This is a genomic window from Streptomyces hamibioticus, assembly GCF_047946815.1.
Classification (GTDB): Bacteria; Actinomycetota; Actinomycetes; order Streptomycetales; family Streptomycetaceae; genus Streptomyces.
The window spans coordinates 2,625,482-2,651,465 of the sequence record NZ_JBKKQY010000001.1 but is presented as its reverse complement, the minus strand read 5'-3'; the positions used below and the strand labels follow the sequence as shown (position 1 = coordinate 2,651,465).

25 protein-coding genes and 2 pseudogenes are annotated in these 25,984 nt (G+C 70.4%); 22 read left to right on the top strand and 5 right to left on the bottom strand.

The window, feature by feature from the left end; all coding sequences use genetic code 11:
- Window positions 1-118: 118 nt before the first annotated feature.
- Both ACLGIH_RS11700 and ppgK read left to right on the top strand, forming a co-directional pair.
- Window positions 119-1,147 carry a 4-hydroxy-3-methylbut-2-enyl diphosphate reductase gene (locus ACLGIH_RS11700; protein WP_416525185.1) on the top strand — a complete coding sequence of 343 codons (1,029 nt, stop codon included), beginning with the start codon at window positions 119-121 and terminating at the stop codon, window positions 1,145-1,147.
- Between the two features lie 29 nt (window positions 1,148-1,176).
- Window positions 1,177-1,935, top strand: coding sequence for a polyphosphate--glucose phosphotransferase (gene ppgK, locus ACLGIH_RS11695; RefSeq protein ID WP_416525184.1), 759 nt, complete (start codon window positions 1,177-1,179; stop codon window positions 1,933-1,935).
- Window positions 1,936-2,106: 171 nt separating this feature from the next.
- Here ppgK and ACLGIH_RS11690 read toward each other — a convergent pair whose 3' ends face one another.
- The gene (locus tag ACLGIH_RS11690) at window positions 2,107-2,523 is read right to left on the bottom strand and encodes a DUF6542 domain-containing protein (protein ID WP_416525183.1); all 417 of its coding nucleotides are present in this window, start codon (window positions 2,521-2,523) and stop codon (window positions 2,107-2,109) included.
- Between the two features lie 470 nt (window positions 2,524-2,993).
- On the opposite strand from ACLGIH_RS11690, the gene ychF reads away from it, so the two are divergent.
- Window positions 2,994-4,082 carry a redox-regulated ATPase YchF gene (ychF, locus tag ACLGIH_RS11685; RefSeq protein ID WP_416525182.1) on the top strand — a complete coding sequence of 363 codons (1,089 nt, stop codon included), beginning with the start codon at window positions 2,994-2,996 and terminating at the stop codon, window positions 4,080-4,082.
- Window positions 4,083-4,441: 359 nt separating this feature from the next.
- Here the strand turns inward: ychF and ACLGIH_RS11680 are convergent, their stop codons facing one another.
- Both ACLGIH_RS11680 and ACLGIH_RS11675 read right to left on the bottom strand, forming a co-directional pair.
- Window positions 4,442-4,705: a type II toxin-antitoxin system RelE family toxin gene (locus ACLGIH_RS11680; RefSeq protein ID WP_416525181.1), complete on the bottom strand. Its 264-nt coding sequence runs from the start codon at window positions 4,703-4,705 to the stop codon at window positions 4,442-4,444.
- Window positions 4,698-4,967: a type II toxin-antitoxin system Phd/YefM family antitoxin gene (locus tag ACLGIH_RS11675; RefSeq protein ID WP_416525180.1), complete on the bottom strand. Its 270-nt coding sequence runs from the start codon at window positions 4,965-4,967 to the stop codon at window positions 4,698-4,700. The genes ACLGIH_RS11680 and ACLGIH_RS11675 overlap by 8 nt, the downstream gene beginning before the upstream one ends.
- Before the next feature lie 146 nt (window positions 4,968-5,113).
- Here ACLGIH_RS11675 and ACLGIH_RS11670 point away from each other — a divergent pair.
- From ACLGIH_RS11670 to ACLGIH_RS11635, 8 genes and pseudogenes are all read left to right on the top strand, one after another.
- Window positions 5,114-5,443: pseudogene (locus tag ACLGIH_RS11670) on the top strand (ATP-binding protein); the annotation flags it as partial.
- 362 nt (window positions 5,444-5,805) lie between these two features.
- Window positions 5,806-6,600, top strand: coding sequence for a helix-turn-helix domain-containing protein (locus tag ACLGIH_RS11665; RefSeq protein WP_416525179.1), 795 nt, complete (start codon window positions 5,806-5,808; stop codon window positions 6,598-6,600).
- A gap of 84 nt (window positions 6,601-6,684) precedes the next feature.
- Window positions 6,685-6,988: pseudogene (locus tag ACLGIH_RS11660) on the top strand (helix-turn-helix domain-containing protein); the annotation flags it as partial.
- A 761-nt stretch (window positions 6,989-7,749) separates the two neighbouring features.
- Entirely contained in the window at window positions 7,750-7,860 is a 111-nt protein-coding gene (locus ACLGIH_RS11655; protein WP_366132068.1) for a keywimysin-related RiPP, read from the top strand.
- A 25-nt stretch (window positions 7,861-7,885) separates the two neighbouring features.
- Window positions 7,886-9,736 (top strand): lasso peptide isopeptide bond-forming cyclase, encoded by a 1,851-nt coding sequence (locus ACLGIH_RS11650; RefSeq protein WP_416525178.1) that lies wholly within the window; start codon window positions 7,886-7,888, stop codon window positions 9,734-9,736.
- A 30-nt stretch (window positions 9,737-9,766) separates the two neighbouring features.
- On the top strand, window positions 9,767-10,021 hold the full coding sequence (locus ACLGIH_RS11645; protein ID WP_416525177.1) for a lasso peptide biosynthesis PqqD family chaperone: 255 nt from the start codon (window positions 9,767-9,769) through the stop codon (window positions 10,019-10,021).
- A complete protein-coding gene (locus ACLGIH_RS11640; RefSeq protein WP_416525176.1) occupies window positions 10,018-10,461 on the top strand; it encodes a lasso peptide biosynthesis B2 protein in 444 nt (147 codons plus the stop codon). Before ACLGIH_RS11645 ends, ACLGIH_RS11640 begins: the two co-directional genes overlap by 4 nt.
- A gap of 134 nt (window positions 10,462-10,595) precedes the next feature.
- A complete protein-coding gene (locus ACLGIH_RS11635; RefSeq protein ID WP_416529343.1) occupies window positions 10,596-12,344 on the top strand; it encodes an ABC transporter ATP-binding protein in 1,749 nt (582 codons plus the stop codon).
- Between the two features lie 132 nt (window positions 12,345-12,476).
- Here ACLGIH_RS11635 and ACLGIH_RS11630 read toward each other — a convergent pair whose 3' ends face one another.
- A complete protein-coding gene (locus ACLGIH_RS11630; RefSeq protein ID WP_416525175.1) occupies window positions 12,477-12,695 on the bottom strand; it encodes a hypothetical protein in 219 nt (72 codons plus the stop codon).
- A 207-nt stretch (window positions 12,696-12,902) separates the two neighbouring features.
- On the opposite strand from ACLGIH_RS11630, the gene ACLGIH_RS11625 reads away from it, so the two are divergent.
- On the top strand, window positions 12,903-13,625 hold the full coding sequence (locus ACLGIH_RS11625; RefSeq protein ID WP_416525174.1) for a sulfite exporter TauE/SafE family protein: 723 nt from the start codon (window positions 12,903-12,905) through the stop codon (window positions 13,623-13,625).
- Window positions 13,626-13,726: 101 nt separating this feature from the next.
- Here ACLGIH_RS11625 and ACLGIH_RS11620 read toward each other — a convergent pair whose 3' ends face one another.
- The gene (locus tag ACLGIH_RS11620; RefSeq protein WP_416525173.1) at window positions 13,727-14,707 is read right to left on the bottom strand and encodes a LuxR C-terminal-related transcriptional regulator; all 981 of its coding nucleotides are present in this window, start codon (window positions 14,705-14,707) and stop codon (window positions 13,727-13,729) included.
- On the opposite strand from ACLGIH_RS11620, the gene ACLGIH_RS11615 reads away from it, so the two are divergent.
- From ACLGIH_RS11615 to ACLGIH_RS11570, 10 genes are read left to right on the top strand one after another with little or no spacing between them, the layout of a single operon-like run.
- Entirely contained in the window at window positions 14,706-15,026 is a 321-nt protein-coding gene (locus ACLGIH_RS11615) for a hypothetical protein (protein ID WP_416525172.1), read from the top strand. The genes ACLGIH_RS11620 and ACLGIH_RS11615 overlap by 2 nt on opposite strands.
- A 54-nt stretch (window positions 15,027-15,080) precedes the next feature.
- The gene (locus ACLGIH_RS11610; protein WP_416525171.1) at window positions 15,081-16,370 is read left to right on the top strand and encodes an ATP-grasp domain-containing protein; all 1,290 of its coding nucleotides are present in this window, start codon (window positions 15,081-15,083) and stop codon (window positions 16,368-16,370) included.
- A 38-nt stretch (window positions 16,371-16,408) separates the two neighbouring features.
- Window positions 16,409-17,647: an NAD(P)/FAD-dependent oxidoreductase gene (locus ACLGIH_RS11605; RefSeq protein WP_416525170.1), complete on the top strand. Its 1,239-nt coding sequence runs from the start codon at window positions 16,409-16,411 to the stop codon at window positions 17,645-17,647.
- Window positions 17,648-17,661: 14 nt separating this feature from the next.
- Window positions 17,662-19,068: a SidA/IucD/PvdA family monooxygenase gene (locus ACLGIH_RS11600; protein WP_416525169.1), complete on the top strand. Its 1,407-nt coding sequence runs from the start codon at window positions 17,662-17,664 to the stop codon at window positions 19,066-19,068.
- Window positions 19,065-20,405: a glutamine synthetase family protein gene (locus ACLGIH_RS11595; RefSeq protein ID WP_416525168.1), complete on the top strand. Its 1,341-nt coding sequence runs from the start codon at window positions 19,065-19,067 to the stop codon at window positions 20,403-20,405. Before ACLGIH_RS11600 ends, ACLGIH_RS11595 begins: the two co-directional genes overlap by 4 nt.
- Window positions 20,406-20,463: 58 nt before the next feature.
- On the top strand, window positions 20,464-20,940 hold the full coding sequence (locus ACLGIH_RS11590) for a redoxin domain-containing protein (RefSeq protein WP_416525167.1): 477 nt from the start codon (window positions 20,464-20,466) through the stop codon (window positions 20,938-20,940).
- Window positions 20,933-22,261: an MFS transporter gene (locus tag ACLGIH_RS11585; protein WP_416525166.1), complete on the top strand. Its 1,329-nt coding sequence runs from the start codon at window positions 20,933-20,935 to the stop codon at window positions 22,259-22,261. The genes ACLGIH_RS11590 and ACLGIH_RS11585 overlap by 8 nt, the downstream gene beginning before the upstream one ends.
- A complete protein-coding gene (locus ACLGIH_RS11580; protein ID WP_416525165.1) occupies window positions 22,258-23,580 on the top strand; it encodes an ATP-grasp domain-containing protein in 1,323 nt (440 codons plus the stop codon). Before ACLGIH_RS11585 ends, ACLGIH_RS11580 begins: the two co-directional genes overlap by 4 nt.
- Window positions 23,577-24,983 carry a glutathionylspermidine synthase family protein gene (locus tag ACLGIH_RS11575; RefSeq protein ID WP_416525164.1) on the top strand — a complete coding sequence of 469 codons (1,407 nt, stop codon included), beginning with the start codon at window positions 23,577-23,579 and terminating at the stop codon, window positions 24,981-24,983. Before ACLGIH_RS11580 ends, ACLGIH_RS11575 begins: the two co-directional genes overlap by 4 nt.
- Entirely contained in the window at window positions 24,980-25,954 is a 975-nt protein-coding gene (locus ACLGIH_RS11570) for a ParB/RepB/Spo0J family partition protein (RefSeq protein WP_416525163.1), read from the top strand. The genes ACLGIH_RS11575 and ACLGIH_RS11570 overlap by 4 nt, the downstream gene beginning before the upstream one ends.
- The last annotated feature ends 30 nt before the right edge of the window (window positions 25,955-25,984 follow it).

Genomic DNA, 25,984 nt, shown 5'->3' with positions numbered 1-25,984 from the left:
AAGCTCGCCGTCGCTCCCCGTCGCTCCCCTCGCTCCCCCTCGCTCTCCCCGCCCTTCGCCAGTCTCCCGGGCGACGCGGCCCCGACGCGATCTTTGACCCGCCGAACGCGGCCTTACGATGGACCGCATGACCGCTTCGCCTGGCCGCCGTGTCCTGCTCGCCGCCCCCCGTGGCTACTGCGCGGGTGTGGACCGCGCCGTGATCGCCGTCGAGAAGGCCCTGGAGCAGTACGGGGCCCCCGTCTACGTCCGGCACGAGATCGTCCACAACAAGTACGTCGTCCAGACCCTGGAGAAGAAGGGCGCCGTCTTCGTCGAGCAGACGGAGGAAGTCCCCCCGGGGAACATCGTCATGTTCTCCGCGCACGGCGTGGCCCCCGTCGTCCACGAGGAGGCCGAGCGCGGCAAGCTCGCCACCATCGACGCCACCTGCCCCCTGGTGACCAAGGTCCACAAGGAGGCCGTCCGCTTCGCCGGTGAGGACTACGACATCCTCCTGATCGGCCACGAGGGTCACGAGGAGGTCATCGGCACCTCCGGTGAGGCCCCCGAGCACATCCAGCTCGTCGACGGCCCCGGGGACGTGGAGAAGGTCGAGGTCCGCGACCCGTCCAAGGTCGTCTGGCTCTCCCAGACCACGCTCTCCGTGGACGAGACCATGGAGACCGTCGACGCGCTGAAGGAGAAGTTCCCGCAGCTCATCTCCCCGCCCAGCGACGACATCTGCTACGCCACGCAGAACCGCCAGCTGGCGGTGAAGCAGATGGGTGCCGAGGCCGACCTGGTGATCGTCGTCGGCTCCCGCAACTCCTCCAACTCCAAGCGGCTCGTCGAGGTCGCCAAGCAGGCGGGCGCGCGCGAGGCGTACCTGGTGGACTTCGCCGACGAGATCGACGAGGCCTGGCTGGAGGGCGTCACCACGGTCGGCGTCACCTCCGGCGCCTCCGTCCCGGACGTACTGGTCGAGCAGGTCCTCGAGTGGCTGGCCCGGCGCGGCTACGAGGACGTGGAGATCGTCAAGGCCGCCGAGGAGTCCATCACCTTCTCGCTGCCCAAGGAACTGCGCCGCGACCTGCGCGAGGAGGCGGCGGCCCTGGTCGCCGAGCGGGGCGGTTCGGGAGCGCCGGGTCCGACGAGCGGGGCGTGACTGTCAGTCGTGGGTCGTAACGTGGTGCCATGCAGATCTTCGGCGTGGACATCGGCGGATCCGGAATCAAGGGCGCCCCTGTGGACCTCGACAGGGGCGACCTGGCGGAGGAGCGCCACAAGGTTCTGACCCCGCGACCGGCGACGCCCGGCGCCGTGGCCGACGGAGTCCGGCAGGTCGTCGAGCACTTCGGGTGGACGGGCCCGGTCGGGCTCACCTTCCCCGGCGTGGTCACCGGCGGCTCCACCGTGCGTACGGCGGCCAACGTCGACAAGGGCTGGATCGACACGGACGCGCGCGCGATGTTCCGTGACCGCCTGGGCGGCCTGCCGGTGACGGTCGTCAACGACGCCGACGCGGCGGGCGTCGCCGAGATGCACTTCGGCGCGGGCCGCGACCGGCGGGGGACGGTGATCCTCCTCACCTTCGGCACCGGCATCGGCAGCGCCGTCTTCGTCGACGGCGCCCTCGTCCCCAACACCGAGCTGGGCCACCTGGAGCTGGACGGACACGACGCGGAGAAGCGGGCGTCCAGCAAGGTCAAGGAGGACCACGACCTGTCGTGGGAGCACTGGGCGCACCGCGTGCGGAAGTACCTCGCCCATGTCGAGATGCTCTTCTCGCCCGAGCTGTTCATCATCGGCGGCGGGGTCAGCCGCAAGGCCCACAAGTTCCTGCCGTACCTCGAGGGCGTCAAGGCGGAGATCCTCCCGGCACAGCTCCAGAACAACGCGGGCATCGTGGGCGCGGCGATGAGGGCGGCGGAACTGGAACGGACGACCGGCTGAGGGGGCCGTAGGGCGGAGGGGGCGACGGCACCGCTGCCCAGGGGCGGATCAGGCCGGACCAGGCCGGGGGCAGACGGAGGAAAGCCGGGCCAGGCGGGACAAGGCCGAGTGCCAGGCGGTGAAAGCCGGGCCAGATGGGACAAGGCCGGACCATGCCGGGCCAGGGAGCCTTCAGGCCGAGCGGCGGCTCGCGTGGAGGCGTGACTTGCGGGCGGCGGCCCGGCGCCGCATCAGCCGGATCCGCCGCACGATCACGATCGACCCGGCGACCAGGGTGCCCCCGTACAGCCACCCGGCCTCCGTGGCCAGCGCGGTCACCATCCCCATCACCCGCCCGCCGAATCCGCCGTCACCGTCGTCGGCGACGGTCGTCAGCCCCACGGCGAAGGCGATCGGCACCACGACGGGGGCGGTGAGCAGGTCGCCCCGGCGCACCCAGACGGCGGTCAGTACGCACACGGGCACGAACAGCACGCCGTACACCGTCAGCGACGAACCGAACAGCAGCTGGTCGAGGAACCCGAGCGCCAGCATCACCGCCGCGCAGAACAGCCCGCTGCCCAGCCCGGTCAGCCGTGGGTTGGGCATCCGCCGCAGCGCCCGCACCACCGGGGGCCCGTGCGGACGTACGGCCCCCGGCCGCGCCGGCCGTACCACCCGCGGCGGCCCGCCGGGCCCGCCCGCTCCGCCCGATCCGCCCGATGCACCTGTCCCACCCGGCCCACCGGGCCCGCCCTGCCTGCCGACCCCGCCGCCCGCGCCGCGGGGGCCGCGCACCGCCGGGCCCGCCGCACCGCCGTCGCCGCCCCGGCCCTGCGGGGGCAGCGGCGGCCGGCCTCGTCGCGTTCCGTGCTGCGGGGGTCGCGTCCTGTGTTGCTCCACTCGACCAACTTAGGTCGTTTTATGTGCCGAATCGGCTCTCGGACACGCCGTGGAGCGGACCTTGGCCAAGCGTTCGACACTGCGCGGGACCGATGCCGGCCACCCCGTAGACTGGTGGATCGGCCCTGTCTGGCCTGCTCCGCACCTCCGCATCCTCACGTACGGGAAGTCGCAACGTGTCGCTCACGATCGGAATCGTCGGTCTGCCGAATGTCGGCAAGTCGACCCTGTTCAACGCCCTGACCAAGAACGACGTGCTGGCGGCCAACTACCCGTTCGCCACGATCGAGCCCAACGTCGGCGTGGTCGGCGTCCCCGACCCCCGGCTGGCGAAACTGGCCGAGATCTTCTCCTCCGAGCGGGTCCTGCCGGCGACGGTCGACTTCGTCGACATCGCGGGCATCGTGCGGGGCGCGAGCGAGGGCGAGGGCCTGGGCAACAAGTTCCTGGCGAACATCCGCGAGTCGGACGCCATCTGCCAGGTCATCCGCGCCTTCAAGGACGAGAACGTCGTCCACGTCGACGGCAAGGTCTCGCCCAAGGACGACATCGAGACGATCAACACCGAGCTGATCCTCGCCGACCTCCAGACCATCGAGAAGGTCCTGCCGCGCCTCCAGAAGGAGTCGCGGATCAAGAAGGACATCCAGCCGAAGGTCAAGGCGGTCGAGGAGGCCAAGGAGATCCTCGAAAAGGGCGACACGCTCTTCGCGCACGGCATCGTCCAGGGCACCGAGCGCAACGAGCTCCTCCATGACCTGCACCTCCTCACCACCAAGCCCTTCCTCTACGTCTTCAACGTCGACGAGGACGAGCTGATCGACGAGGACTTCAAGAACGAGCAGCGCGCCCTGGTCGCCCCCGCCGAGGCGATCTTCCTCAACGCCAAGCTGGAGTCCGACCTCACCGAGCTGGACGAGGACGAGGCGCTGGAGCTGCTCCAGTCCGTCGGCCAGGACGAGCCCGGCCTCGCCACCCTGGCCCACGTCGGCTTCCGCACCCTGGGCCTGCAGACCTACCTGACGGCCGGCCCCAAGGAATCCCGCGCCTGGACCATCAAGAAGGGCGCCACCGCCCCGGAGGCCGCGGGCGTCATCCACACCGACTTCCAGAAGGGCTTCATCAAGGCCGAGGTCATCTCCTTCGACGACCTGGTCGAGGCCGGCTCGGTGGCGGAGGCCCGCGCGAAGGGCAAGGCCCGCATGGAGGGCAAGGACTACGTGATGCAGGACGGGGACGTGGTGGAGTTCCGCTTCAACGTGTGAGCGGATGAAACAAGCACCACGTCACCGACTGGGCAGACATACAGGTCAGATGGGGTCGGCTCCTCCGGGAGACGGCCCCTTTGTCCATCCCGTGCTGGATCGGTGCTGGACCCTCTGACGTTCGGTCACCGCAGCGATCAGGGATGCAGGTAGCTGAGTGAGCTCCGGGGCGCTGCCTGTACTTTCTGTATGTCGATGCCGGCACGCCAACCTTCGCTGAAGCCATCGTTGCCATGGGCCTCACGCCGGAACGCGCGAGACACTGGAGTAGGCCCCGCACGCCTGCGGAGGAGGCTTCGCGTACAAGGTGTCCCCGTGCTCGATCCGGGCCGGACGTTGTGACGCTGGAACAGTCGGGATCAGGTGTCGTAAACGGTGGAGCGATGCCCGGCGTGTACGACCCACACCACGAGCTCTCCGTTGTCGATCGTGTAGACGACCCGGTAGTCGCCGACCCGCAGTCGACGGCGTTCTGGCTGTGACACGAGCGCAGTGGTGTTGAAGCCGAAGGGGTCGCTCTCCAGCTCGGTCAGCTTGGCCAGAATGCGCAGGGCCATGTCGCGGGGGATCTTCCGGAGCTCTGCCTGCGCCTCCGGCCGGAAGACGGTTCGGTACTCACTCACCGCGCGCCAGCGTCTCCCTCATGATGTCCTCGATCGGGACGCCGGGTGCAGGGTTGGCCATGCGTTCGTCGATGATCCGGTTGATCTCGCGTTCTTCCCACTCCTGGTACTTGCGCAGTACATCGATGGAGACAACGGCTGCGACCTGCTTGCCCCGTCGGGTGATCACGGTGGGCACGTCGTCCCTGTCGGCGCGCTCCACGACCTCGGCCAGGTGTGCGCGTACGTCGCGAATGGACTCTATGGGTAGCGGCTGTGTCATGCGCTCAAGTGTACCGAGTGTGCCATGTGTACACAAACGCTCCGGCTGGAGCGGTCTCTAGCGCTGGATGTGCTGGACGACTCCCCGCCGTGCTGGGTGCGTGCTGGACAGTCCGTCGGAGTGAGTGGCTGGGCTGTTGTTGCGTGATGCTGCGCGGGTGGCGCCGAGCAGGCAAGTCGGACCTGGTCGAGCGGTGTGCAGAGCAGTCCGGGCGTCATCCTTGTTCTACGCCGCCACCGGTGCGTCCCCGGGGATGATCTGGCGCGGCTTGCCCGGGATGTCCAGACATCGACGCTGTCCCTGGCGCACTTGGTGGCCGCCGTGCCGTCGCAGAGCTGGGACGCTGCGTTCGATGTACTGGCGGCGGCGCTGCCTGCCGGCCGCGCGAGCGTGCTGGTCATCGACGAGGTTCCCTGCCTGATGGATGCCGCCGGCGTCTTCGAGGGATGCTGCAGCGAGCCTCGGATCGCGCCCTGGCGATGTGGCTGTGCCGAGCGATTCTGGATTCTTTCTGCGAACCCCCAAATCGCTGGATGTAAACATCGTTCATGCGATTGGATGACCTGGTTAGGAGACGGTCTCCAAACTTTTCTTGGAGCGGCATACTTTGTGCGGGTAGCCGGTTAAGGACGGAGCGCGAGTTATGCCGGATGTTTTTGATCGCATTGAATGGAGTGTTCGTCAGAGTTTCGGAGAGGCGCCAGTTTGTGTCCATGTGGGAGTAGTTGATGAGTGTGAGATCAGGCGCCATCCCACTTATCCGAAGTTTCGCGCCGAAGTGATTTCCGCAGGAGTTCGGTCAGCGGCCAGTTCTCGTCTGTGGGAATCCCTGATTGCCATGGGCAGGCTGTGTGATCTGGATGGCGACGACAGATGGAGACTAGTCATCCTTGACTGCATCGTTCCATGCTTCCGATCGCTGTCCGCGAAGATCTCCCGTGACTTCCGAGTCGAACTGGAAGAAATTCGGTCGGCCATGATGGCAACCGCCTTGGAGGTGTGGGTAGACACTGCCTTGGGCGTTCCGCCTCGGCATGTCAGGGATCGAATGGTGAAGGCGGCCTTCGAGATGGCCTTTCGGTACGGGAATGTCGCCTCGGCGGAGTACTCGAGGGATGACCTCGAAACATTCGACCAACCGGAAGTGCCCACCCAGGGTTCGGCTCTGAGGGCATCATCGATCATTGATATCGGCAGTATCCGTGACTCGGATGTCGCAGAGCAGATCAGGGGTGAGCGACTCGGGGCGCTGTTTCAGAGGGTGGGTTGCTCCGACGCTGTGCAGGGCTTTCACGAAGACCTGCGCACTGGTCGTCGCTCAGGGTCCGTCAGTCAGGCGGTGAGGGCATCGAGGCTGTCCCGATCCCGGATTTCCAGCCCGAACCTGTACTACTATGCGTCTGATCTCTATCCCTCGTTCGTCGGGCTCCAGGAAGCCGCAGACGTGATGGGAATCTCTATTTCTGGCGCGCATCGACTCATCAGGGCGGGCCAGTTTCCTTTACCTGTGGCGAGGGCAGGGCGGAGTTACAAGGTTTCCGTCAAGGCCCTCATGCACTTCAAGGATATTCCGGACGCCCTCGTTCATGTCGACGACATCGAGAATGGAGCCCTCCATGCGGGCGGCGGCTGACGTTCTGACCGCATAGGTTCGACGGGTTCGCGGTCACGACGGTCGGATGTGCGGTGACGCCGATCCGACTGCTGGAGGCGTGCGGTGGCCGAGCCTGCCCGTGTGCGCAGACTGACCGATCAGGAAGGGCAGCGGCTGCAGCAGATTGTGCGCCGGGGCAGCACCAAGTCGGTGCGCGACCGGCGCGCGATGATGTTGCTCGCCTCGACCGGCGGGAACCGGATGCCCAGTGATCGCCCAGCCGGTGCAGGCCGACTGGGACACCGTGCGCGATGTGATCCAGCGGTTCAACGAGATCGGCCCGGCCTGCCTGGGCCCTCGCCGGGCGGGAGGCTGTCCCCGCCTGCTCAGCCGTGACGACGAGGACTCCGTCGTTCAGACGGTCACCCCTCCCTTTTGATCACCGGCCCAGCCACCCGGCGGAGCTTCGCGGTCACAGCATTGATGACGTCCACGGACGCGGTGCGGGGCCGACAGCCTTCACGGTCAATGACCGCATGGTGCCGGCGGGTCGCCGTCGGCAGTTGTCGACAAGCGCATCGGGAGCGAACGATTCCGCACGAGGCATCTGGATCTCCTGGGGGATGCGTTGGCGGCGGACAAGGATGGGATCCCGACTCCGGCCGACGTCGAGCTGATTGCGGAGTACACCCCGTCGCGGGTGGCCGTGCGGTGTGAATTGGGTCGGTGATGCCGGGTTCCGCCGGCCCGGCGCCGACCGTTCGGTGCGTCTTCCGCGGGTCGCGGTACGGAAAGTCGGAGAGAGGGATGCGCGAGCACCGGGGCCGAGTGCGCCCGGCGGCTCCGTCCGGTTCGGCTGTCGGCGCGCCGCGGCAGAGTCGGTGGACGTCGCCAGGCGCGCAGTTCCAAACGTTTCTTCTGCATGTGTGCACAAGTGCCTTGAATGGCGCGGTGCTCGACGAGATCGGCGAGCAGCGGGGTCAGCGTCTACCCATAAGCGGAATTAGCCTATTGTCTTATTTTCTTTCGTGGTCTTGTCGGGCTCTCCGTTGTGCACATAGCTAGGTGCTGCGGCCGATTCCTCACCCCGAGGCTCCCGATGAGCCTGGGCAGGCCCGCAGTGAGCCGGAACCCCCGTGCGCTGCCGGCCAGGGAAGCGGACGTGAACCCTGGAACAGAGGAGTGGTCATGAAGAAGGCCTACGAAGCGCCGACGCTCGTCCGGCTCGGATCGTTCCGGAAGAAGACCGGGCTGCTCCAGCGCTCGGGCAACGACCGGCTCGTCCTGAGCAAGAACTGACGACCGACGGTCCTGACCCGACGTCATGACTGAACTGCACGAAAGTGCGGGGACGGGCCCCGGCGACGCGCACTTCACGGTCTTCACCGACCGTGCGGACGCGGCCGCCGTGGCCCGCTCCTTCGCCCACCCCGGAGCACGCGTCCTCACGCACCCGTCGGGCCGGCCGTGGCTGGTGGGGCAGTGGGACGACCAGGAGATCGTGACGGCGCGCGCCGGCCGCACCGCCCTGGCCGTCGTCGGCTGCTGCCCGGTGGACGCCGCAGAACTGAAGGCCCGGGCAGAACGGTTGCGTGATCCGGCGGAGCTGGACGCGCTGGCCCGCTCCCTGCCCGGCAGCTTCCACCTCGTCGCCACCCTGGACGGCCGGCTCAGGGTCCAGGGCACCGCGTCCGGGCTCCGGCTGGTCTTCCACGCCCTCGTGGACGGCCTGCAGGTGGCCGCCACCCGCGCCGACGTACTCGCCGACGCGCTCGGCGCCGCGCCGGACGAGCAGCGACTGGCGGTGCGGCTGCTGTGGCCGGTGCCCCATCCACTGTCCGAGACGTCCCTCTGGCGCGAGGTGACCGCCGTTCCCCCACAGGACGCCCTGATCGTCGCCGCGGACGGGCGGACCGCACGCCACTCGCGGTGGTGGTCCCCGCCGGAGCCGGTCCGTACGCTCGCCGACGGCGCCCCCCTGGTCCGTGAGGCCCTCACCGCGGCCGTCGACGCCCGCACTCGCCGGGGCGGCGTGGTCAGCTGCGACCTCTCCGGCGGCCTGGACTCCACGTCCGTCTGCTTCCTCGCCGACCGCTCTCCCGCCCACGTGGTGGCCAGTACCTGGCCGGGGCGCGATCCGGCCGACACCGATCTGCACTGGGCCGAGCAGGCGGCGAAGCACCTGCCGGACGTCGAGCATGTGGTGTGGGACGCCGACGCCTCACCTCTGGTCTACGACGATCTGCTCTCCATCGACGACCTGCTGGACGAGCCCACCATCGGCGTCATGGACCGTTCCCGGGTCCTGCACCACCTGCCCGGCATGGCGCAGCGCGGCAGCCGGCTGCACCTGACCGGCATCGGCGGCGACCACGTGGCGTGGTGTTCGGAGGCGTACTACCACCGGCTGGCGCGCACCCGGCCGCTGTTCGCGCTGCGGCAGCTGCGCGGCTTCCGGGCCCTGTGGCAGTGGCCGCTCGGGGGCACGGTCCGTGCCCTGGCCGACTCCCGCCCCTACGGGAAGTGGCTCGCCGACGCCGCCGGTCACCTGCGCGACCCGGTCCCCGCCACGGTCGCCACCAGCCTCGGCTGGGGCACGCCCCCACGCCTCTTCGACTGGGTCACCCCCGACGCCGCCCGGCTGGCCCGGCGGGCCCTGCGAGAGGCCGCCGACCGGGCGACCCCGCTCCACGCGGACCGCGGCCTGCACGCCGACCTGGAACAGATCCGCTCCTGCACCCGCATCATCCGCCAGTGGGACCGGATGGCGGCCCGCGCCGGCGTGCCGATGGCCTCGCCGTTCCTCGACGACCGCGTCATCGAGGCGTCCCTCGCCGTACGGCCCAGCGAGCGGGTCTCCCCCTGGCGGTACAAACCCCTCCTCACCGCCGCCATGAGCGGAATCGTGCCCGAGGAATGCCTGCGGCGCACCACCAAGGCCGCCGCCTCCATGGACGCCGCCGACGGACTGCGCCGGCACCGCGCCGACCTGCACGCCCTGTGGGAGAACTCCCGCCTGGAGCAGCTCGGCCTGGTCGACGGGAGCGCACTGCGCCGCCTCGCCCAGCGGCCCTCCACGCCGGGGCTGCGCGACGCCATCCTCTACTCCACCATCGCCACCGAGGTCTGGCTGCGCGGCCTCTCCGGCTCCCCCAGCCGCACCCGTATCCGCTAGGCCCGCACCGGAGAAAGGCAGTCACCCCCCATGGCACTGCGGTTCAGCCCCGACGTCTCCACCGCTCAGACCGATTACGGCACCGTCCTCCTGGACCAGCGCAGCGGGAGCTACTGGGAGCTCAACCCCACCGGCACCCTGGTGGTGCAGACCCTCCTGAAGGGCGGCGACGAGGCCGAGGCCGTCGACGCGCTCGTGACGGAGTTCGACACCGACCGGGCCCGCGCCGAGCAGGACGTCACGGCTCTGGTACAGGAACTGCGGAAGGCGGGGCTGGCCGCATGACGACACCGAGCGCCCTGGAACGACCCACCGGCGTCCCGCTTCCCCGGCGCCTGGCCGCCCGTCTCGTGCTGCTGCCCGCCGTCGTGCTGTCGCGGCTGCCCCCGCGGCGGATCCGCGCCGTCCTCGGCACCGTCCGCCGCGGAGCCGCGCCCGCCACCGCCGCACAGGCGAAGAACGCCCGGGACGCGATGTGCGCGGTCAGCCTGCTCTGCGCCGGGCCGAAGGGCTGCCTGCCCCGCTCGCTGGGCGCCGCCCTGCTGTGCCGGCTCACCGGCAGCTGGCCCACGTGGGTCACCGGGGCGAGCGTGGTGCCTCCCTTCAACGCGCACGCCTGGATCGAGGCGGAGGGCCGGCCCATCGGTGAAGGAGTGCCCGACGGTTACTTCACGCGGCTGCTGGCGGTGGAACCCGTGACGGCGCACCGGCCGCCCCACTCATGACCGGCCCCCGGGCCGATACGCCGGACCGCTCGGCACCGGCCAAGGCACCGGACCGCTCCACCCGGGCCGATACGCCGGACGGCTCGGCACGGGCCAAGACGCCGGACCGCTCCACACGGGCCGCGGTGGCCACCATGTACCGGCTCACCACCGGACACCGGCCCGCGATCGTCGTGGCCACCGTGCTCACCCTCGTGGGCTCCGCCCTCGGGCTCGCCCAGCCCCTCGTCGCCAAGCGGATCGTGGACGCGAGCGGTGACGGACGGGTGTACTGGCCGCTGCTGCTCCTGCTGGCCGTGCTGTTCATCACCGAAGCGATCACCGGCGCCGTCGGCCGGTTCGTCCTGGAACGCATGGGCGAAGGCGTCGTACGGCAACTCCGCCACGGCCTGGTGGGACGGCTGCTGCGGCTGGAGATGCGGGAGTACGACCGCCATCGCAGCGGCGATCTCGTCTCCCGCGTGACCGCCGACACCACCCTGCTCAGGGAAGTGGTGTCCCAGGCCCTCGTCGACCTGGTCACCGGGGCACTCGTCGCGGCAGGCGCCATCGCCCTGATGATGTGGATCGACCCGCTGCTGCTGCTCCTGGTCGCCGCGACCGTGGCGACCGCGGCAGCGGTCGTGGCCTCACTGCTGAAGGGCATCCGGGCCGCGTCCGAACACATGCAGAACTCCGTCGGCGCGATCGCCGCCGAGCTCGAGCGTGCGCTCGGCGCCCTGCCGATGGTGCGCGTGCACCGCGCGGAGGAGCGAGAGGCCCGGCGCATCGGGGAACGTGTCGAGGCGGCGTACGGAGCGGGCGTACGGACCGCGAAGCTGGCATCCGTGATGAGCCCGGCCGTCGAACTCGCCGTCCAGGGCTCCTTCCTGCTCGTCCTGGTCATCGGCGGCCTGCGCGTCACCGGCCACGCCAACTCCCTCGGTGACCTGGTCGCCTTCCTGCTGTACGCCTCCTACCTCGTGCTGCCCTTGTCCTCGGTCTTCCGCGCGGTCGGGCTGATACAACGCGGCATGGGCGCCTACCAGCGCATCGAGCAAGCCCTCAACCTGCCCGCGGAGCCACCGCAGCGCCGGGCGCCGGCCGTGCGGGCGCACACGCGGGAACCGGCTCGGCCGGCCGCCCCGGACCCGGAGCCCGCCCTGGCCCTGCGGGACATCACCTTCGGCTACGACCCCGACCGGCCGATCCTGCGCGGCGTCACCTTCACCGTCCCGCACCGGCGCCAGACGGCCCTGGTCGGCCGGTCGGGCGCGGGCAAGAGCACGATCTTCGCCCTGGTGGCCAGGTTCTACGAACCGGACTCCGGAACCCTGCTCTTCGACGGGCTGCCCGCCACCGGACTGACCCGCGCGGAATGCCGTGAGCGCATCGCCGTCGTCGACCAGAACACCCACGTCGTCCACGGCACCCTGCGCGACAACATCACCTACGCCGTGCCCGACGCCACCGAGGCCGAAGTGCGGCGCGTCGTCGAACTCGCCCGGCTCGACGACGTCGTGCGACGGCTGCGAGGGGGGCTGTCCGGGATGCTCGGCGACCGCGGCAACACCCTCTCGGGAGGCGAGCGCCAGCGTGTCGCCCTGGCCCGCGCCCTGCTCGCCCGTCCCCGGCTGCTCCTCCTCGACGAGCCCACGTCCCACCTCGACGCCATCAACGAGGCCGCGCTCACCACGGTGATGAAGGAGGTCGCGCAGGAATGCGCTCTCCTGGTGATCGCACACCGGCTCTCCACCGTCCAGCACGCCGACCGGATCGTCGTACTGGACAACGGCCGCGCCATCGCCGGCGGACGTCACGAGGAACTGCTCACCGGCAGCCCCACCTACCGCGAACTGGCGGCCGGCCAGATGCTCCGCCCGGTCGCGGAGACGCCGAAGTAGCCGTTCGCCCAGGTCGGTCGACACATCCTCCGGACTGCCGACGCCGCGGGCGCGACGGTCACGGGGGCGCCGGCCGACGCACCCGTGGGGCGGCCGCAAGCCCACCCCACGGGTGCATGAAGGATCGTTTCGTCACTTCTTCTCGTACTGCGCCAGCGCGAGCCCCAGGCCGAAGAACGTGGGCGCCCACTCACCGACGAAGATCCCCCACCGGTCGGCACGGTCCGTGCCGGCCGATTCCGCCTTGACGGACACCGTCCACGACAGGAACGACAGACCGATCGAGGCGACAGCGGCCGTGTAGGCGTGCTCACTGCGCAGACCCGACTCGTGCAGCTTCTTGATGATCACGGAAAACTCCTCTGACGGAGGCCAGCAGACAACCCCACCGTCACCCCCCGGCGGCGCGCGCGCCCGCCCTGTACCGCCAGCCGGGCGAGTCCCTCGCGGGTTTCCGTACCCCTGGGGCCTTGCGTGGCCGGCGAACGGCAAGAAAGATCATGTGCGCATCGGCGGCCTCACCCACCACGTCATCTGAACCCCTCGGAGCCCCTTTCCATGATGACCGTCCTCGGCGCCTTCCTGATCCTGGCCGTCGCCTCCGTCGTCCGTACCACCGCGGGGTTCGGCTTCTCGCTCGTCGCCGTACCGCCGCTGGCCCTGCTCATCGACCCCGCCGGTGCGGTCATCGTCGCCGGAATCATGGCCGCTCCGCTGAGCCTGTGGACAGCCGTCCGCGACCGGCGGCACATCGACCGCCGTCTCACATTCGTCACCCTCGTCGCGGGACTGGCCGGAGTCCCCTTCGGCGTATGGCTGCTGGCCGCCCTGCCGCCCCGGGCGCTGATGCTCACCATCACCGCCGTCGTCCTCCTCGGCACCTTCATCGTGTGGCGGAAGATCACCCTGAAGGGCGGGACGGCGACCATCGTCGGCGTGGCCATGTTCTCCGGCGCCTCCTTCGCCTCCACCGGGATCGACGGCCCGCCCATGGTCGCCGCGCTGCAGAGCATGAAGCTGGAACCGCGCGTCCAACGGGCCACGCTGGGCGTGGTGTTCTCCGGAACGAGCCTGTTCGCCCTGTCGGGCTACGCCGTCAGCGGCCAGCTCACCGCCACCGTCGGGCAGACGCTGCTGGCCGGCGTCCCTGCGCTGTTCGTCGGGATATTCGCCGGGGAGAAGATCTTCAGCCGGCTGAACACCGAATGGTTCCGCCGGGTCATCCTCGGGCTGCTGGTCGTCAGCTCCGTCTCGGTGGTCTTCCGGGTGGCCGCCGCGTGACCGCGGAAGAGGAGCGCCGAGGAAGGTCGGGCTGCGCCCGGCCCGGGCAAGCGGCATCACGAGGTTCCGGTGCTCGCCGCACCGTCCCCGGTGCGTCCGGGTCAGGGGGAGTGGGGCACCGGGCCGTGGGCTTCCTCCTGTAGTTCGGAAGCCAGGAGGAACCCGAGGTGGGTACGGTTGCGCGCGCCCAGCTGGACCATGAGCTTCGCGATGTGCTGGCGGCAGGACCGTTCGCTGATGCCCAGACGGCGGGCTATCGCGGCGTCCTTCTCCTCGACCAGAAGCAGCCGTGAGATGGCGCGCTGCGTGTCCGAGACGACGAACCCCTCCCGACGGGATTCGTAGGCGGACGCGAAAGGAGAGGCCGCTTGCCAGGCCATGTCGAAGACGCTGACCAAGAAGGACACCACGCCCTGGCGGCGGATGCAGAGAGCGCCGGGTCCCTGGTGTGTGGGGATGAAGGCGACGCGCCGGTCGAAGATGATGAGCCTGGGGAAGAGGATGTCCAGCGTGCGGATCTCCGCGCCGGCCTCGCCCAGGCGGGCGGCGTACGCTTCCGTGGCCGGGCTGAAGCGGGCGCTGTGCTGGTAGATGGTGCGCATGGCCACACCCCGCTCCAGCATCGCGATGTCGCGTTCCTGGGCTTGACCGAGGACATTGACGGGGCGTGGGCCGCCCGGCTGAGCCGTCAGCACCTCCCTCCTGCATTCCTTCGCCGTCTCCTCCAGCAGCAGATCGATGTCGCCTACGCCGATCTCGAGCGTGGTGTCGGCCCGGTGCTCGGTCTCCTGGACGGCATCCTGAGCCTCGCGCAGCGCCGCGAACTCCTCCGTCGCGGTGTCGATGCGTGTCTGGGCCTCGTGCAGGGCCTGGCGCAGACGGGCAATGGCGCGTGCCTCGGCCACGTCCAGCAGGCGCTGGTCGTAGGTGCCGGAGCGGTCCTGCCGGGGCTCCAGCAACCCGAGCGCCAGCAGCCGTTCGAAGGCGGGCGCGGCCGCCGATGACGGCAGATCGGCGTCACGGGTCAGGTCCTCACGAGTGCCGGAGCCCTGCCGCAACGCCTCTGCGTAGAGCTGCTGCATGGCCTGGATCACTGAATCCTGTCCATTACCTCCGTTTACCTCCCGTTTTCCTGTCATTCATTCAGCCTTCCTGTTCCGGCACTGCCTATCCATGATCCACCGGGGGCGTGGCGAACGTGAAGAAGCTGCAGCAAGATCGAATCAGGAATTCGAACGCAAGGTTCCAAATGGGGGATTGAGCATGAAAGTGGCCAAGAGATACCTTTTCGCGCTGTTTCTGGTGATCACGCCTGCGGCTGCCGTGGCCGCCGCGGCCCAGGAACCACTCGCGGCCGGGCGCGTCGTCGCCGCCGCCGAAAGGGACACCGGTTGGGGATGAGCCGGCCCAGCAGCCGCCGAAATCACCGACCGCTACCTGACGAAAGACATGGCCATGGATGCCAAGGCCCTCCTCCTGCTGATCCGGGTCGGGTGTCTGCGCGAACAGGCGCTGACCTCATGGATCTCTCGCACCGACTTCGACCTCGCGGTGGCAGAGAGTGCCACCGCCGCCTATCTGAGGCTGGCCGACCGGCAGATTCCGCTGTCGCCCCAGCGTCCGGCGGAAGACATGTACGAGGCGTGCCGCGCCGCGCTGGCGTCGGCGCCCGAACGCAAAGGGGTCATCGGCTTCCTCGACTCCACCCTGCCCTTGGTAGCCGAACTGGCTGAGGAGTTCGGGCTGCCGGGTTGCTCGCCGGAGACACTCCGGGCCCTGACGAACAAGACCTGGGTCCGTGCCCGGCTCGCCGAGTCCGCTGTCCCCGGGCCCCGATTCCGCACTCTTGAGTCGGCGGTGGGCGGTTCCGGCGAGCGACGAGCCGCGGTCGACGGACTGAGCTACCCCCTCATCCTCAAGCCCGACGACTCGTCGGCGGGACGCGGCGTGGTCCGCGCCGGCAGCCCACGGGAACTCGACTCCGCCTGGGCGGAGGCGGCACGGTTCACCAGGACGGGGCGCCTGCTCGCCGAAGAGGAGCTGATCGGAGAGGAGATCAGCGTCGAGACGGTGACGTCCGAGGGGCGCACGGTGGTCCTCGCCTGCACCGAGAAACTGAGCACTCGCGGCACCTCGTTCGTGGAGCTCGGCCAGGCGGTACCGGCCCGGCTCGGCCCCGACCTCGAAGCACAGGTGCGGGACATCGCCGCAGGAGCGCTCAAGGCGGTCGGCTACGACCACGGCATCGCTCACACGGAGCTCATCCTGACCGCCGACGGCCCTCGCATCGTCGAGGTCAACCCACGGCCCGCGGGCGACTGCATCGTGGACCTGATCCGCCTCACCCGCGGAGTCGACCTCTACGGCATCGCCGCCGACCTCGCTCTCGGTCTCGACGTGAACCTGGACGCGCTCGACCTGCCGCCCTTCACCGGCGGCGCCGCCATCCGGTTTCTCACCGGGGCCCCGGGCGTCGTACGGCGCATCGACGGGGTCGCCGAGGCGGCCCGGCTTCTCGCGCCGGACCGCGAACGCCTGGTCCTGCTGACCCGGCCGGGAGACGTCGTCGAACCCGTCAACTCCAATCTGCACCGCCTCGGGTACGTCATAGCCGTCGGCGAGGACACGGCGGACGCCGTGGAACGTGCGGACCGCATCGCCGCCATGGTCCACGTGGTCACGTCCCCTCGTGCCCCGGACGAGGAGCCGGCGCGGAGACTGCCGAGCGCCGAATGCTGGACCTGAGCCGAACGACGACCCACGTGACCGATGCAAGGACGTCCATGCAAAGCCCTGATTCCTGCTGGCTCGCCACCGGACCGAGCTGGACGGGAACCGACCAGCCCCTGCCCGCCCGCGCCGACGTCTGTGTGCTCGGCGCCGGCGTCATGGGCTCGACGCTTGCCTACTGGCTCGCCCGTGCCGGTCTGCGCCCCCTCGTGGTGGAACGCAATCCCGGCCCGGCCATGGGATCGTCGGGCCGCAACGCCGGACGGGTGATCCAAGGGGGCAACGCTCAGCACTCCTCGGCCATCGACCGTTTCGGCCGGGACCAGGCACAGGCCATCTACCGCGCCACGCTCACCAACCGGGACCTGCTGCGGGAGGTGATCGCTCGAGAGGGTCTCGAAGACACACGGGCCTGCACGGCCAAGCTCGACCTGGCGGACAGCGAAGACGAGGCACTCGAACTCAAGCGGACGGCGCAGGCCCTGCAAAGCGAGGGCATCCAGGCCGAATGGCTCGACCTCCCCGAGGCGCGGGCGGTCTTCGGCACCGACCTGCCCGACACCGTGCTGGGCGGGCTTCACCGGCCCGGCCAGGACATGGTGCACTCCGTGGCGTACGTCCGGGGCATTGCGGGCGCGGCTCAGCGACACGGTGCGGACTTCGGCTTCGGCGTGACCACGGTGGCCGTGGAACCGGCCGCTGGCGACGCCGGCTGGCGTGTCGTCACGGACGCCGGCGACGTGGTCGCCGACCACGTCGTGGTCGCCCTCAACGCCTGGACGCCGACCGTCCTGCCCGCACTCGCCCAGGTCATCACGCCGGTGCGCGGTCAGCTCGTGCAGACGGCTCCGGTGCCCTTCCGCATCCCGCAATGGGGCCTCGACCGCGGGCTGGTGTACGGAGGCCAGAACAAGGACGGCTCCCTCCTGCTCGGTGGACTGCGCCACACGGTCCCCGGCAGGGACGAGCACGTGGCCCTGCCTTCCGGCGCCAACACGCCGGCCTTCTCCCCCGAACTGGCCGAGCGTCTGACCCGTGCGCTGCCCGCCCTGATGCCGCAGACCACCGGAGTTCCCGTGGTTCGCGCGTGGAGCGGGGTGATGGCCTTCACACCCGACCGCTGCCCGCTGGTGGGCGCCTGGCCGGGAGCGGAGGGCCTGTGGGTGATGGCCGCGTTCAACGGCCACGGAATGCCCTACTCCCAGGTCTTGTCCGAACAGCTGGCGGAGCGGATACGTGGCGGTACCGGACGGGGCATACCCGCCGCCTTCGATCCCGCCCGCTTCCTGTGAGGCGTGAGGACACCATGAGCAACCTTGCGACCTTGCGGACCTCCCGCCTGCCGGACCAGCCACCCACCGGCGACGCTTCGGCACGTGACCGGTCCCTGCTGGTCATCGGAGCGGGGCCGAAGGCCGTCGCGCTCGCCGCCAAGTCGAAGGTCCTGCGCGACGTCGGTTTCGACGTTCCCGCCGTGACCGCCGTCGAGCGCGACCGCACGGCGGCCAACTGGCGTGCCGGACAGGGCTGGACCGACGGACGCCAGCGCCTGGGAACCCTGCCCGAAAAGGACCTGGGATTCCCCTATGACGGCTCCACCTGGGGCGAGCGCCGTGACCCCGTGGTCGGCGAGATAGTGCGGCGCATGGCCGGCTTCAGCTGGACCGGTTATCTGATGAGCACCGCGGCGTACGCGCGCTGGATAGACCGGGGAAGACCGCAACCCACCCACCGGGACTGGGCCGACTACCTCGAATGGGCGTCGCTGGAGGCCGGACTGCGGGTGGTGACCGGCGAGGTACTGAGCGCGGAGACGCGGGAGGGCGGCTGGACGGTCGTCCACGCCGACGGTGACTCCCGCGGTACCGTGCACGGCTGCGGGCTGCTGGTGTCCGGACCAGGCCCCTGCGCGGGCGTCGTGTCCACCGACGGCGCGCGCGTGCTGGACACGGCGGGGTTCTGGCGTGTGGCCATGGCCGGCCTGCCCGACCGGCTGCGACGGGTGGCGGTCATCGGGGCGGGCGAGACGGCTGGGACGATCGTCAGGGAGCTGGCCCTCGCCCACCACCGCGATGTCACTGTCGTCACGCCCCACGCCGCTCTCTACAGCCGGGGCGAGAGCCCCTTCGAGAACCGTTACTTCAGTGACCCCGCCGACTGGACGGCGCTGGCCGAGCCGGACCGCCGGGAGTTCATCCGGCGCACCGACCGGGCAGTGTTCTCCCAGGACGTCCAGCGCGATCTCGCCGGGACCGAACGGGTCTCCTGGCGGACCGGCCGGGTCACCGCAACCCGCCTGGCTGCCGACGGCACCGTCGAGGTCGTTTTCGACCATGCGGGCCGGCAGCACGTCCTCGAGGCCGACCTGGTGGTGGACGCCACGGGCGGCGACCCACTGTGGTTCACCGATGTGCTCGGCCCCCGGGCACGTGAGGCGCTGAACCGGGCCGTGGGCGGGGCCTTCGCCCGGGCCACTCTCGAACGCGTCATCGACCATGTGCTGGCTGTGCCCGGCCTCCCCGCGCCACTGCATCTGCCCAACCTGGCGGGGGTCGCCCAGGGACCGGGCTTCCCCAATCTCAGCTCGCTCGGCCTGCTGGCCGACCGAGTGCTCTCCGCCTACGTCTCCCCGGCGTCCCTCGCGCACGACGCGCAGCCGGGCAGCCTGACCGCCCCCGCCCATGTGCCGAGCACCAGCCGAGGAGCACTGTGAACACCCGTACCGCGAAGTCGCCGACCACGTCGCCGGCCGACATGGACTACATCCAGCTGCTCTTCACCGATGTCACCGGACGCCTGAAGGCCCTGGAGGTCCCCGCCTCCCGCTGGAAGGCCGTCCGCGACACGGGATGGACCGTGGACAGCTCGGTCCTGCTGGGCCAAGGCGGTCCGGGACACGGTGATCTGCGTCTCGTGCCCGACCCGGACACCTTCGTCTCCCGGCCGTGGCGCACACCGGCGGGGAGGACGGTGGGCATGGTCTTCTGCGATGTGCTCGACGACCGGGGGCGGCCGTTCGCCGCCGATCCCCGCGCTCGGCTGCGCCGCGCGGTCGCCGGGTCCGAGGCCCGCGGGCAGCTCCCCGTGTTCGGTGTCGAGGCCGAGTTCTACCTGCTGCGCGCCCACGACTCGCGGCCCCCGTGGGAGCCGGGCGACACCGGCGGCTACTGGGACCTCGTCGAGCAGGAACAGGCGGACGAGGTCTGTCGCGACACCAGTGACGCCCTGGAGACGATGGGTTTCACCGTCCTCGGCCACCACCACGAGGTCTGCGCGGGGCAGCGCGAGATCGTCTTCCAGCACGCGGACGCGGTGACCACCGCCGATCGGTTGCTGCTGCTGAAGCACACGGCGCGGACCATGGCACGACGCCGCGGCATGAAGGCCGTCTTCATGCCCAAGCCACTGGCCCACCTGTACGGCAACGCACTGCACGTCCATGTGTCGTTGCGGGGAACGGACTCCGAAGGGGCTCCGCTCTTCCACCAGTCCGACGACGCCCAAGGCATGTCCGCGCTCTTCCGCCAGTCGCTCGCGGGTGTTCTGGAGCACGCCGACGCGCTCACCGCCCTGGGCAACCCCACGGTCAACTCCTACAAGCGGCTGGTGCCGGCCTCCGGCACCCCCGTGCACCGGACCTGGGCCAGGCACAACCGGTCCACCGCCTTCAAGGTCGTGGGGGACGCGGCCGCCCCCGACTCGATGCGGCTGGAGATGCGCAGTCCCGACCCGGCGGCCAACCCCCATCTGCTCTTCACCGCGATCCTCGCCGCGTTCGGTGACGGCCAGGACCGAGGACTGAAACTGTCCGAGGCCTGCGAGGAACCCGCCGACACGCTCAGCGAGGCCGAGCGGGCCTTGCGCGGCGTCAGCCCGCTGCCGACCGACCTCCCCACCGCGCTGCGTGCCCTGGAGGAGGACACGACCGTGCGGGAGGCCGTGGGGGATCTCACCACCCGCGCCTGGCTGGCGGCGAGCCGGGCCGACTGGAACGCCTGGCACCGGCTGGTGACCCCCTGGGAAGTGGACCGGTACCTGGACGTCGTGTGACTGCAGACACCGCCCCCTGCCGGCGCCGAACCCGCCATCGACTGAAGTAGGAAGAACCATGCACAGCGTCGTCGAGACGACCGTCGGCCCGGTGTCCGTTCCGAGCCCCGGCCACCGGTGGACCGTCCTCATCTACATCACCGAGCCGGGTATAGGCGAGGCGCTGCCGGAACTCGCGGGTTGCACCACGGGACTCTGCTCCGTGCGCGACCGGGCGGGGGCCTTCGCCCGCAGCGACGTCCTGGTCCTCGGCGCCAGCGCCCACCCACCGGGCTTCCTGGCGGAGTTCGCCAGGACCCGGGAGCTGGGGTATCCGCTGATCGGCGACGGTGACCTCTCCCTCGGCCGGGCACTGGGCGTACCCGAGGTCCGGGTGGGGGAGCGGACGCTGTTCGCCCGCGCCGCCGTCGTTCTGGACCGGGAGGGCCGGGTCCGTTCCCTGATCCATCCTGTTCCCGACCCCGAGCGTCACGCCGCGCTCGTACTGGACGAACTGTCGAGGCTCTCGGCGGCCGACGGGGCCCTTGATGACTGATCCTCGTCCTGCCGACCGGACGCGGGTGTCGGCGCGGGCGCGGATCCGGCGGGCGCTTCCCGAGCGGGGCGCGCCCCGCGCCCTGGCCCTGTCCACGTTCGTGGGACAGACCGGCAGCGGGCTCCTGTTGCCGGTCAGCGCGCTGTTCTTCACCCGGTCCGTGGGCCTGACGCCGTCTCAGGTGGGCGTCGGACTCGCCGTCGCCGGACTGGCCGGACTGCTGGCGGCCGTTCCCATGGGACGGCTCGCCGACCGCTTCGGCGCGCGCGGCACCTACGCCACCGCGCTCCTCGTACAGGCCCTCGCCACGGCGTCTTTCGCGCTCGTCCACTCCTGGTGGCCGTTCGTCGCCGCCGCCACGGTCGCGGCCCTGGCCGAACGGGGTGGCGCCGCCGCACGGGGAGCGGTCATCGGCGGCATGGGCACCGGAGAGGCCCGAGTGCGGTTGCGCGCCATGCTCAAGTCGGTGACGAACGCCGGACTGAGCATAGGCACCGCGCTCGCGGCCTTCGCCCTGGCAGCCGACAGCCGTGCTGCCTACCTGACGATCGTCCTCGTCAACGCGGCCGCGTACGTGTTGGCCGCCCTGCCTTTGGCGAGAGTTCCCGAAGTGGTGAGGGAGACACCCGGTGCACCGGGGCGGTCACGCCGGGCGGTCCTGCGCGACCGGCGGTACACCCTGGTCACCGCGGCGTGCGGAGTGACGAGCATCCACTACGACGTGCTGTCGCTCGCCCTGCCACTGTGGATAGCGGGACACAGCACCGTACCGAAGTGGGGCATATCGGCCGTCATCGTGGCCAACACCGTGCTGGTCGTCCTCCTTCAGGTGCCGTTCTCCCGCGGCACGGGGAACGCGGTGACCGCCGCGGCCGCGGTGCGTCGCTCGGGGTGGGTGCTGGCGGTGGCGTGGGCGCTGATCGCCTGTGTCACCTTCGTCCGCAGTCCCGCGGCGGCCCTGTTGGTGCTCATCGTCGGAATGACGCTGCACACGGCAGGCGAACTGTGGCACTCCGCGGGTGCCTATGGACTCAGCTACGAGCTGGCACCGGCCGGCGCGCACGGGGAGTACCAGGGCTTCTTCTCCCTCGGCAGAGGCGTGACCAGTGCCCTGTCCCCCATCGTCCTCACCACCGTGTGCCTGGCACCCGGAGCCGACTGGAGGCCCGTCACCGGCTGGCTCCTCCTGGGCGTCGCCGTCACCGCCGTCGCCGCCACCGTCCCGTCGTTGGTGCGCGGGGCGCGGCGCAGCACCGCCGGTGGCCTCGCCGTCACCCCGGGCACCCCCTCTCCTCCCCGAGCAGTACAGGAAACGGCATGACTGACACGGCAGTGACAACCGCCAGGCCGTCCCGCGCGACGGAACGGGCCGCGGTGCTCGTCCTGGGCGGCGGCACACGGCTGCCCGCAGCGCTGCGCGCGCATGGCATGTACGTCGTCTACGGAGGCACCCGCGACGAGTTCGGGCCAGGTCACCGCGGTGCGTGCGACGAGGCGCTGCTGCTTCCCGACGACTCTCCGCAGGCCTGGATCCGCAGGGCACTCCTCCTTCACCAGGAGCTGTCCTTTCGGCGGGTCGTCACCGTCAGGGAGCGGTTCCTGACCACGGCGGCCCGTATCGTGGACGCCCTGGGACTCGGCGGCAATCCGCTGACGACCGTGTTGACGCTCCAGGACAAGGCGCTGATGCGTCGGCACCCCGGTCTGCTCGCCGACGCCTGCGCCGTGCGCGCCCGCGTCCTCCGGGGCCCCGAGGACGTCGACGCCTTCATCGCCCTGGCCGGACTGCCCGTCGTGGTGAAACCTCGCGGCGGGTCCGGGAGCGAGGGTGTCCTCGTCGTGCGGGACCCGGCAGACGTCGCCGCCGCGCGCGGCAGGGCCGTGCGGGACCCGGAGCAACTCCTGGTCGAGGAGTTCCTCGACGGACCGGAGTTCAGCGTCGAGTCGTTCACTTCCGAGGGCCGACACCACATCCTCGCGGTCACCGAGAAGTTCACCGGCGCGAACGCCGTCGAGGTCGGTCACGTCGTCCCGGCCCGGATCGGGGCCGTCCGGCTCCAGGCGCTGGAAGCGGCGGCCCGCCGCTTTCTCGATGCCGTCGGCCTGACCGAGGGACCCGCGCACACAGAGATCATTCTCACGGCGCGGGGACCCCGCATCGTCGAGTCGCACAACCGGCCGGGTGGCGACGGCATCGTCGACCTGGTGCGGCACGTGAGAGGCGTCGACGTCCGTGACCTACTGGCGGCGCAGGTGTCCGGGGCGCCACTCGGGCTGCCGCCGGCCACCGGGCCGCACGGCGCCGCCGCGACCTGGTTCCTGACCCCGGATCCGGGCGTCGTCACCGGGCTCACCGGGTGGGAGCAGGCCGCCGCCTGCCCCGGGGTGGTGGAGCTGGCACAGGACATCCGGCTCGGTGACACCGTGGCCCCTCTTCGTGGGTCCGGAGACCGGTGCGGTGCCGTGACCGCCATCGGGGCGGACCCGGACGAGGCGCTCGACCGGGTCCGGCATGCCCTGAGCCTGATCCACGTGACCACGGAAGCCGCCGGAGCCGCCGAGGCGGCGGAGAACGCCGGGAACACCGGGAAGGCCGAGAACACCGGGAACACCGGGAACGACCACGAGGAGCGCCGATGACACGTGCACTGGAGGCCGGTTTGCGCACCATGCGTCCTCTGACGGCCCGCTATACCGCCTCGGACGCCGGCAGCCGTCCGCTGGAGCCCGCGGACGCGGACCCGGAACTCGTGCAGAACGTCAGGCTGGCGCTGGAGGATCGCCTCCTCACCCGGCCGGCCTTCCTGGAGGCCACGGAGGTCGCACGGCTCGAGGACGACCTGAACGGTGTCGTCGACCTTCTCTTCTCCCTCCCGGACCGGCTCTTCGGAGGCGATCTGTCCGCGTTCGCGGCCGCCGTGGGGCTGACCCCCGCGCAGACGCGACTGGTCCTCAGGTCGCCGGTGCCCGAGCCGACGCGCATCGGCCGGGCCGACCTCTACCGGGACGACACGGGATTCAGGCTGCTCGAGTTCAACCTCAGCAGTGCCCTCGGCGGCCTCCAGACTCCGGAACTGAACCGATTGCTGCTGACCGACGACCGTCTTGCTCGATTCGTCCGGGACGAACAGCTGTCGTTTCCCGACACCGTGGCCGCGCTCGCGGAGGTGATCAAGGCCGCGGCACCCGGCTGCGGCCGCTCCGCCGCACCGTGCCGGGTCGCTCTCATGGACTGTGTCAGCGGTTACCGCGCGACGGAACCGGAGATCCGGGTGCTCGCCCGGCTCCTCGCCTCGCACGGAGTGACAGCGGTCCCCTGCCATACGGGCCAGGTGCGCGAGGACGGCGGCCGGACCCTCGTCGACGGTGAACCCATAGACGTCGTATACCGCTTCTTCACCCTGGGAGAGCTGACGGCCGACGCGGCCTCGACAGCCGCCGCCGAGGCCCTCCTCGACGCTCTCACCAGGTGCGAGGTGCCCCTGCTGTCGCCGTTGCGCACGTCCCTGCACGGCAACAAACGGGCCCTCGCCATGCTGTGGGAGGGCGGCTGCCAGGAGACGTTCGCTCCGCACGAGCGGGAACTCGTGCGGCGCCTGCTGCCCTGGACACACGAACTCCGGCCCGGCACGGTCAGGACCCGGGAAGGGGCCGCCGTCGATCTGCTCGACCACTGCCGCCGGCACCGGGAGCGGCTCGTGCTGAAGCCGGCCCATGGTCTTGGCGGAACCGGCACGGTCCTGGGACGCGGTGTCGGCGACGAGGAATGGTCGGCACACCTGGAAGCGTCGCTGGAGCGTCCGCACGTCGTCCAGGAACTGGTCGTCCCGCAGCCGGAACCCTTCCCTGCCACCGCGCAGTCCGAGGCCGCTTCCGGATGGGTTCTCAACTGGGGTGCCTTCCTGATCGGCAGACGCTACGCGGGGGCCTTTCTGCGCGGGCTGCCGACCGAGCGCGCAGACGTCATCTCCTATGCGGAGCGAGCCCACGCCGGCTGTGTCTTCCAGGCGGGGACCGAAGCGAAGGGCGGGGGAGAAAGGTGAATCAGCCGGCCGAACCAGCGGACGCGCACATCCTGGCCGCTGTGGCACCCGAGGTGCACCGTGTCAGCATCGCGTCGCTGGTGCTGACCGGGTCGCCACGGCGGGACACCGAAGACGCGCAGCACATTCAGCTGCTGTGCCACAACGACGGGGACCTGCCGCCGATCGTCGTCCACCTCTCGACGCTGCGCGTCATCGACGGTCGGCACCGGGTGCAGGCGTACAAGCTGCTGGGACGACGGCACGTGGCCGCGCGGTATTTCGACGGCAGCGAAGAGGACGCCTTCGTCCTGTCGGTGCGGCTCAACGCCCGCCACGGCCTCCCGCTGTGCCTGGCGGAACGCCGCGCCGCCGCGGTACGGATCCTGAGGACGCATCCGCAGTGGTCGGACCGTGGCATCGCTGCCGTGGTGGGGCTCAGCCCGAAGACCGTTGGCCGGTTGCGCGGGTGTTCGTCCGAGGAAAGTGCGCAGTCGAACACCCGGCTGGGACGGGACGGCCGGGCCCGACCGCTCAGAGCCGGCGACGCGCGCATCCGCGCCAGTGCCGTCATCGCGGCACGGCCGGAGGCTTCGATCCGGCAGATCGCGCGCGAGGCAGGCGTCTCCGTAGGTACCGCTCACAGCGTTCGGGCCTTGATGGAGGCCGGGGCCCCGCTGGCCCCCGACGACGTCGAGGAGGCCGACGCGGTGGCCGGCCGCTATCGAGCGCTGTCCCAGGACCCCGGGCTCCGCTACACGGAAAGGGGCCGGATGCTGTTGCGCTGGCTGGACGCCCACCTCGTTCTCGACGAGGAGTGGCGGATCGTCGCAGAGGGCCTCCCCCCGCACTGGGCCGAGGTGGCAGCGGGGCTGGCCCGGCGATGCGCCGCCGAATGGCTGGCCCTTTCCAGGGAGCTCAACCGTCACGGTCCAGGTGTTCACGACATGAGGCAGCAGCAGGCCGCCGATAGTTACGCTCTGTCGCAGTGATCGCCCCAGAAAAGGAAATGAAGGGCAGTC

Excerpts from the sequence above, each read along its gene's own strand:
- ACLGIH_RS11575 (WP_416525164.1), top strand. The coding sequence starts at position 23,577 with ATGACACGTGCACTGGAGGCCGGTTTGCGCACCATGCGTCCTCTGACG.
- ACLGIH_RS11640 (WP_416525176.1), top strand. The coding sequence starts at position 10,018 with ATGACGACACCGAGCGCCCTGGAACGACCCACCGGCGTCCCGCTTCCC.
- ACLGIH_RS11690 (WP_416525183.1), bottom strand. The coding sequence starts at position 2,523 with ATGCCCAACCCACGGCTGACCGGGCTGGGCAGCGGGCTGTTCTGCGCG.
- ACLGIH_RS11615 (WP_416525172.1), top strand. The coding sequence starts at position 14,706 with ATGGCCTGGATCACTGAATCCTGTCCATTACCTCCGTTTACCTCCCGT.
- ACLGIH_RS11580 (WP_416525165.1), top strand. The coding sequence starts at position 22,258 with ATGACTGACACGGCAGTGACAACCGCCAGGCCGTCCCGCGCGACGGAA.
- ACLGIH_RS11620 (WP_416525173.1), bottom strand. The coding sequence starts at position 14,707 with ATGCAGCAGCTCTACGCAGAGGCGTTGCGGCAGGGCTCCGGCACTCGT.
- ACLGIH_RS11635 (WP_416529343.1), top strand. The coding sequence starts at position 10,596 with ATGTACCGGCTCACCACCGGACACCGGCCCGCGATCGTCGTGGCCACC.
- ACLGIH_RS11655 (WP_366132068.1), top strand. The coding sequence starts at position 7,750 with ATGAAGAAGGCCTACGAAGCGCCGACGCTCGTCCGGCTCGGATCGTTC.
- ACLGIH_RS11665 (WP_416525179.1), top strand. The coding sequence starts at position 5,806 with ATGGGCAGGCTGTGTGATCTGGATGGCGACGACAGATGGAGACTAGTC.
- ACLGIH_RS11605 (WP_416525170.1), top strand. The coding sequence starts at position 16,409 with ATGCAAAGCCCTGATTCCTGCTGGCTCGCCACCGGACCGAGCTGGACG.
- ACLGIH_RS11600 (WP_416525169.1), top strand. The coding sequence starts at position 17,662 with ATGAGCAACCTTGCGACCTTGCGGACCTCCCGCCTGCCGGACCAGCCA.
- ACLGIH_RS11650 (WP_416525178.1), top strand. The coding sequence starts at position 7,886 with ATGACTGAACTGCACGAAAGTGCGGGGACGGGCCCCGGCGACGCGCAC.
- ACLGIH_RS11675 (WP_416525180.1), bottom strand. The coding sequence starts at position 4,967 with ATGACACAGCCGCTACCCATAGAGTCCATTCGCGACGTACGCGCACAC.
- ACLGIH_RS11645 (WP_416525177.1), top strand. The coding sequence starts at position 9,767 with ATGGCACTGCGGTTCAGCCCCGACGTCTCCACCGCTCAGACCGATTAC.
- ACLGIH_RS11700 (WP_416525185.1), top strand. The coding sequence starts at position 119 with ATGGACCGCATGACCGCTTCGCCTGGCCGCCGTGTCCTGCTCGCCGCC.
- ACLGIH_RS11585 (WP_416525166.1), top strand. The coding sequence starts at position 20,933 with ATGACTGATCCTCGTCCTGCCGACCGGACGCGGGTGTCGGCGCGGGCG.
- ACLGIH_RS11590 (WP_416525167.1), top strand. The coding sequence starts at position 20,464 with ATGCACAGCGTCGTCGAGACGACCGTCGGCCCGGTGTCCGTTCCGAGC.
- ACLGIH_RS11610 (WP_416525171.1), top strand. The coding sequence starts at position 15,081 with ATGGATGCCAAGGCCCTCCTCCTGCTGATCCGGGTCGGGTGTCTGCGC.
- ACLGIH_RS11625 (WP_416525174.1), top strand. The coding sequence starts at position 12,903 with ATGATGACCGTCCTCGGCGCCTTCCTGATCCTGGCCGTCGCCTCCGTC.
- ppgK (WP_416525184.1), top strand. The coding sequence starts at position 1,177 with ATGCAGATCTTCGGCGTGGACATCGGCGGATCCGGAATCAAGGGCGCC.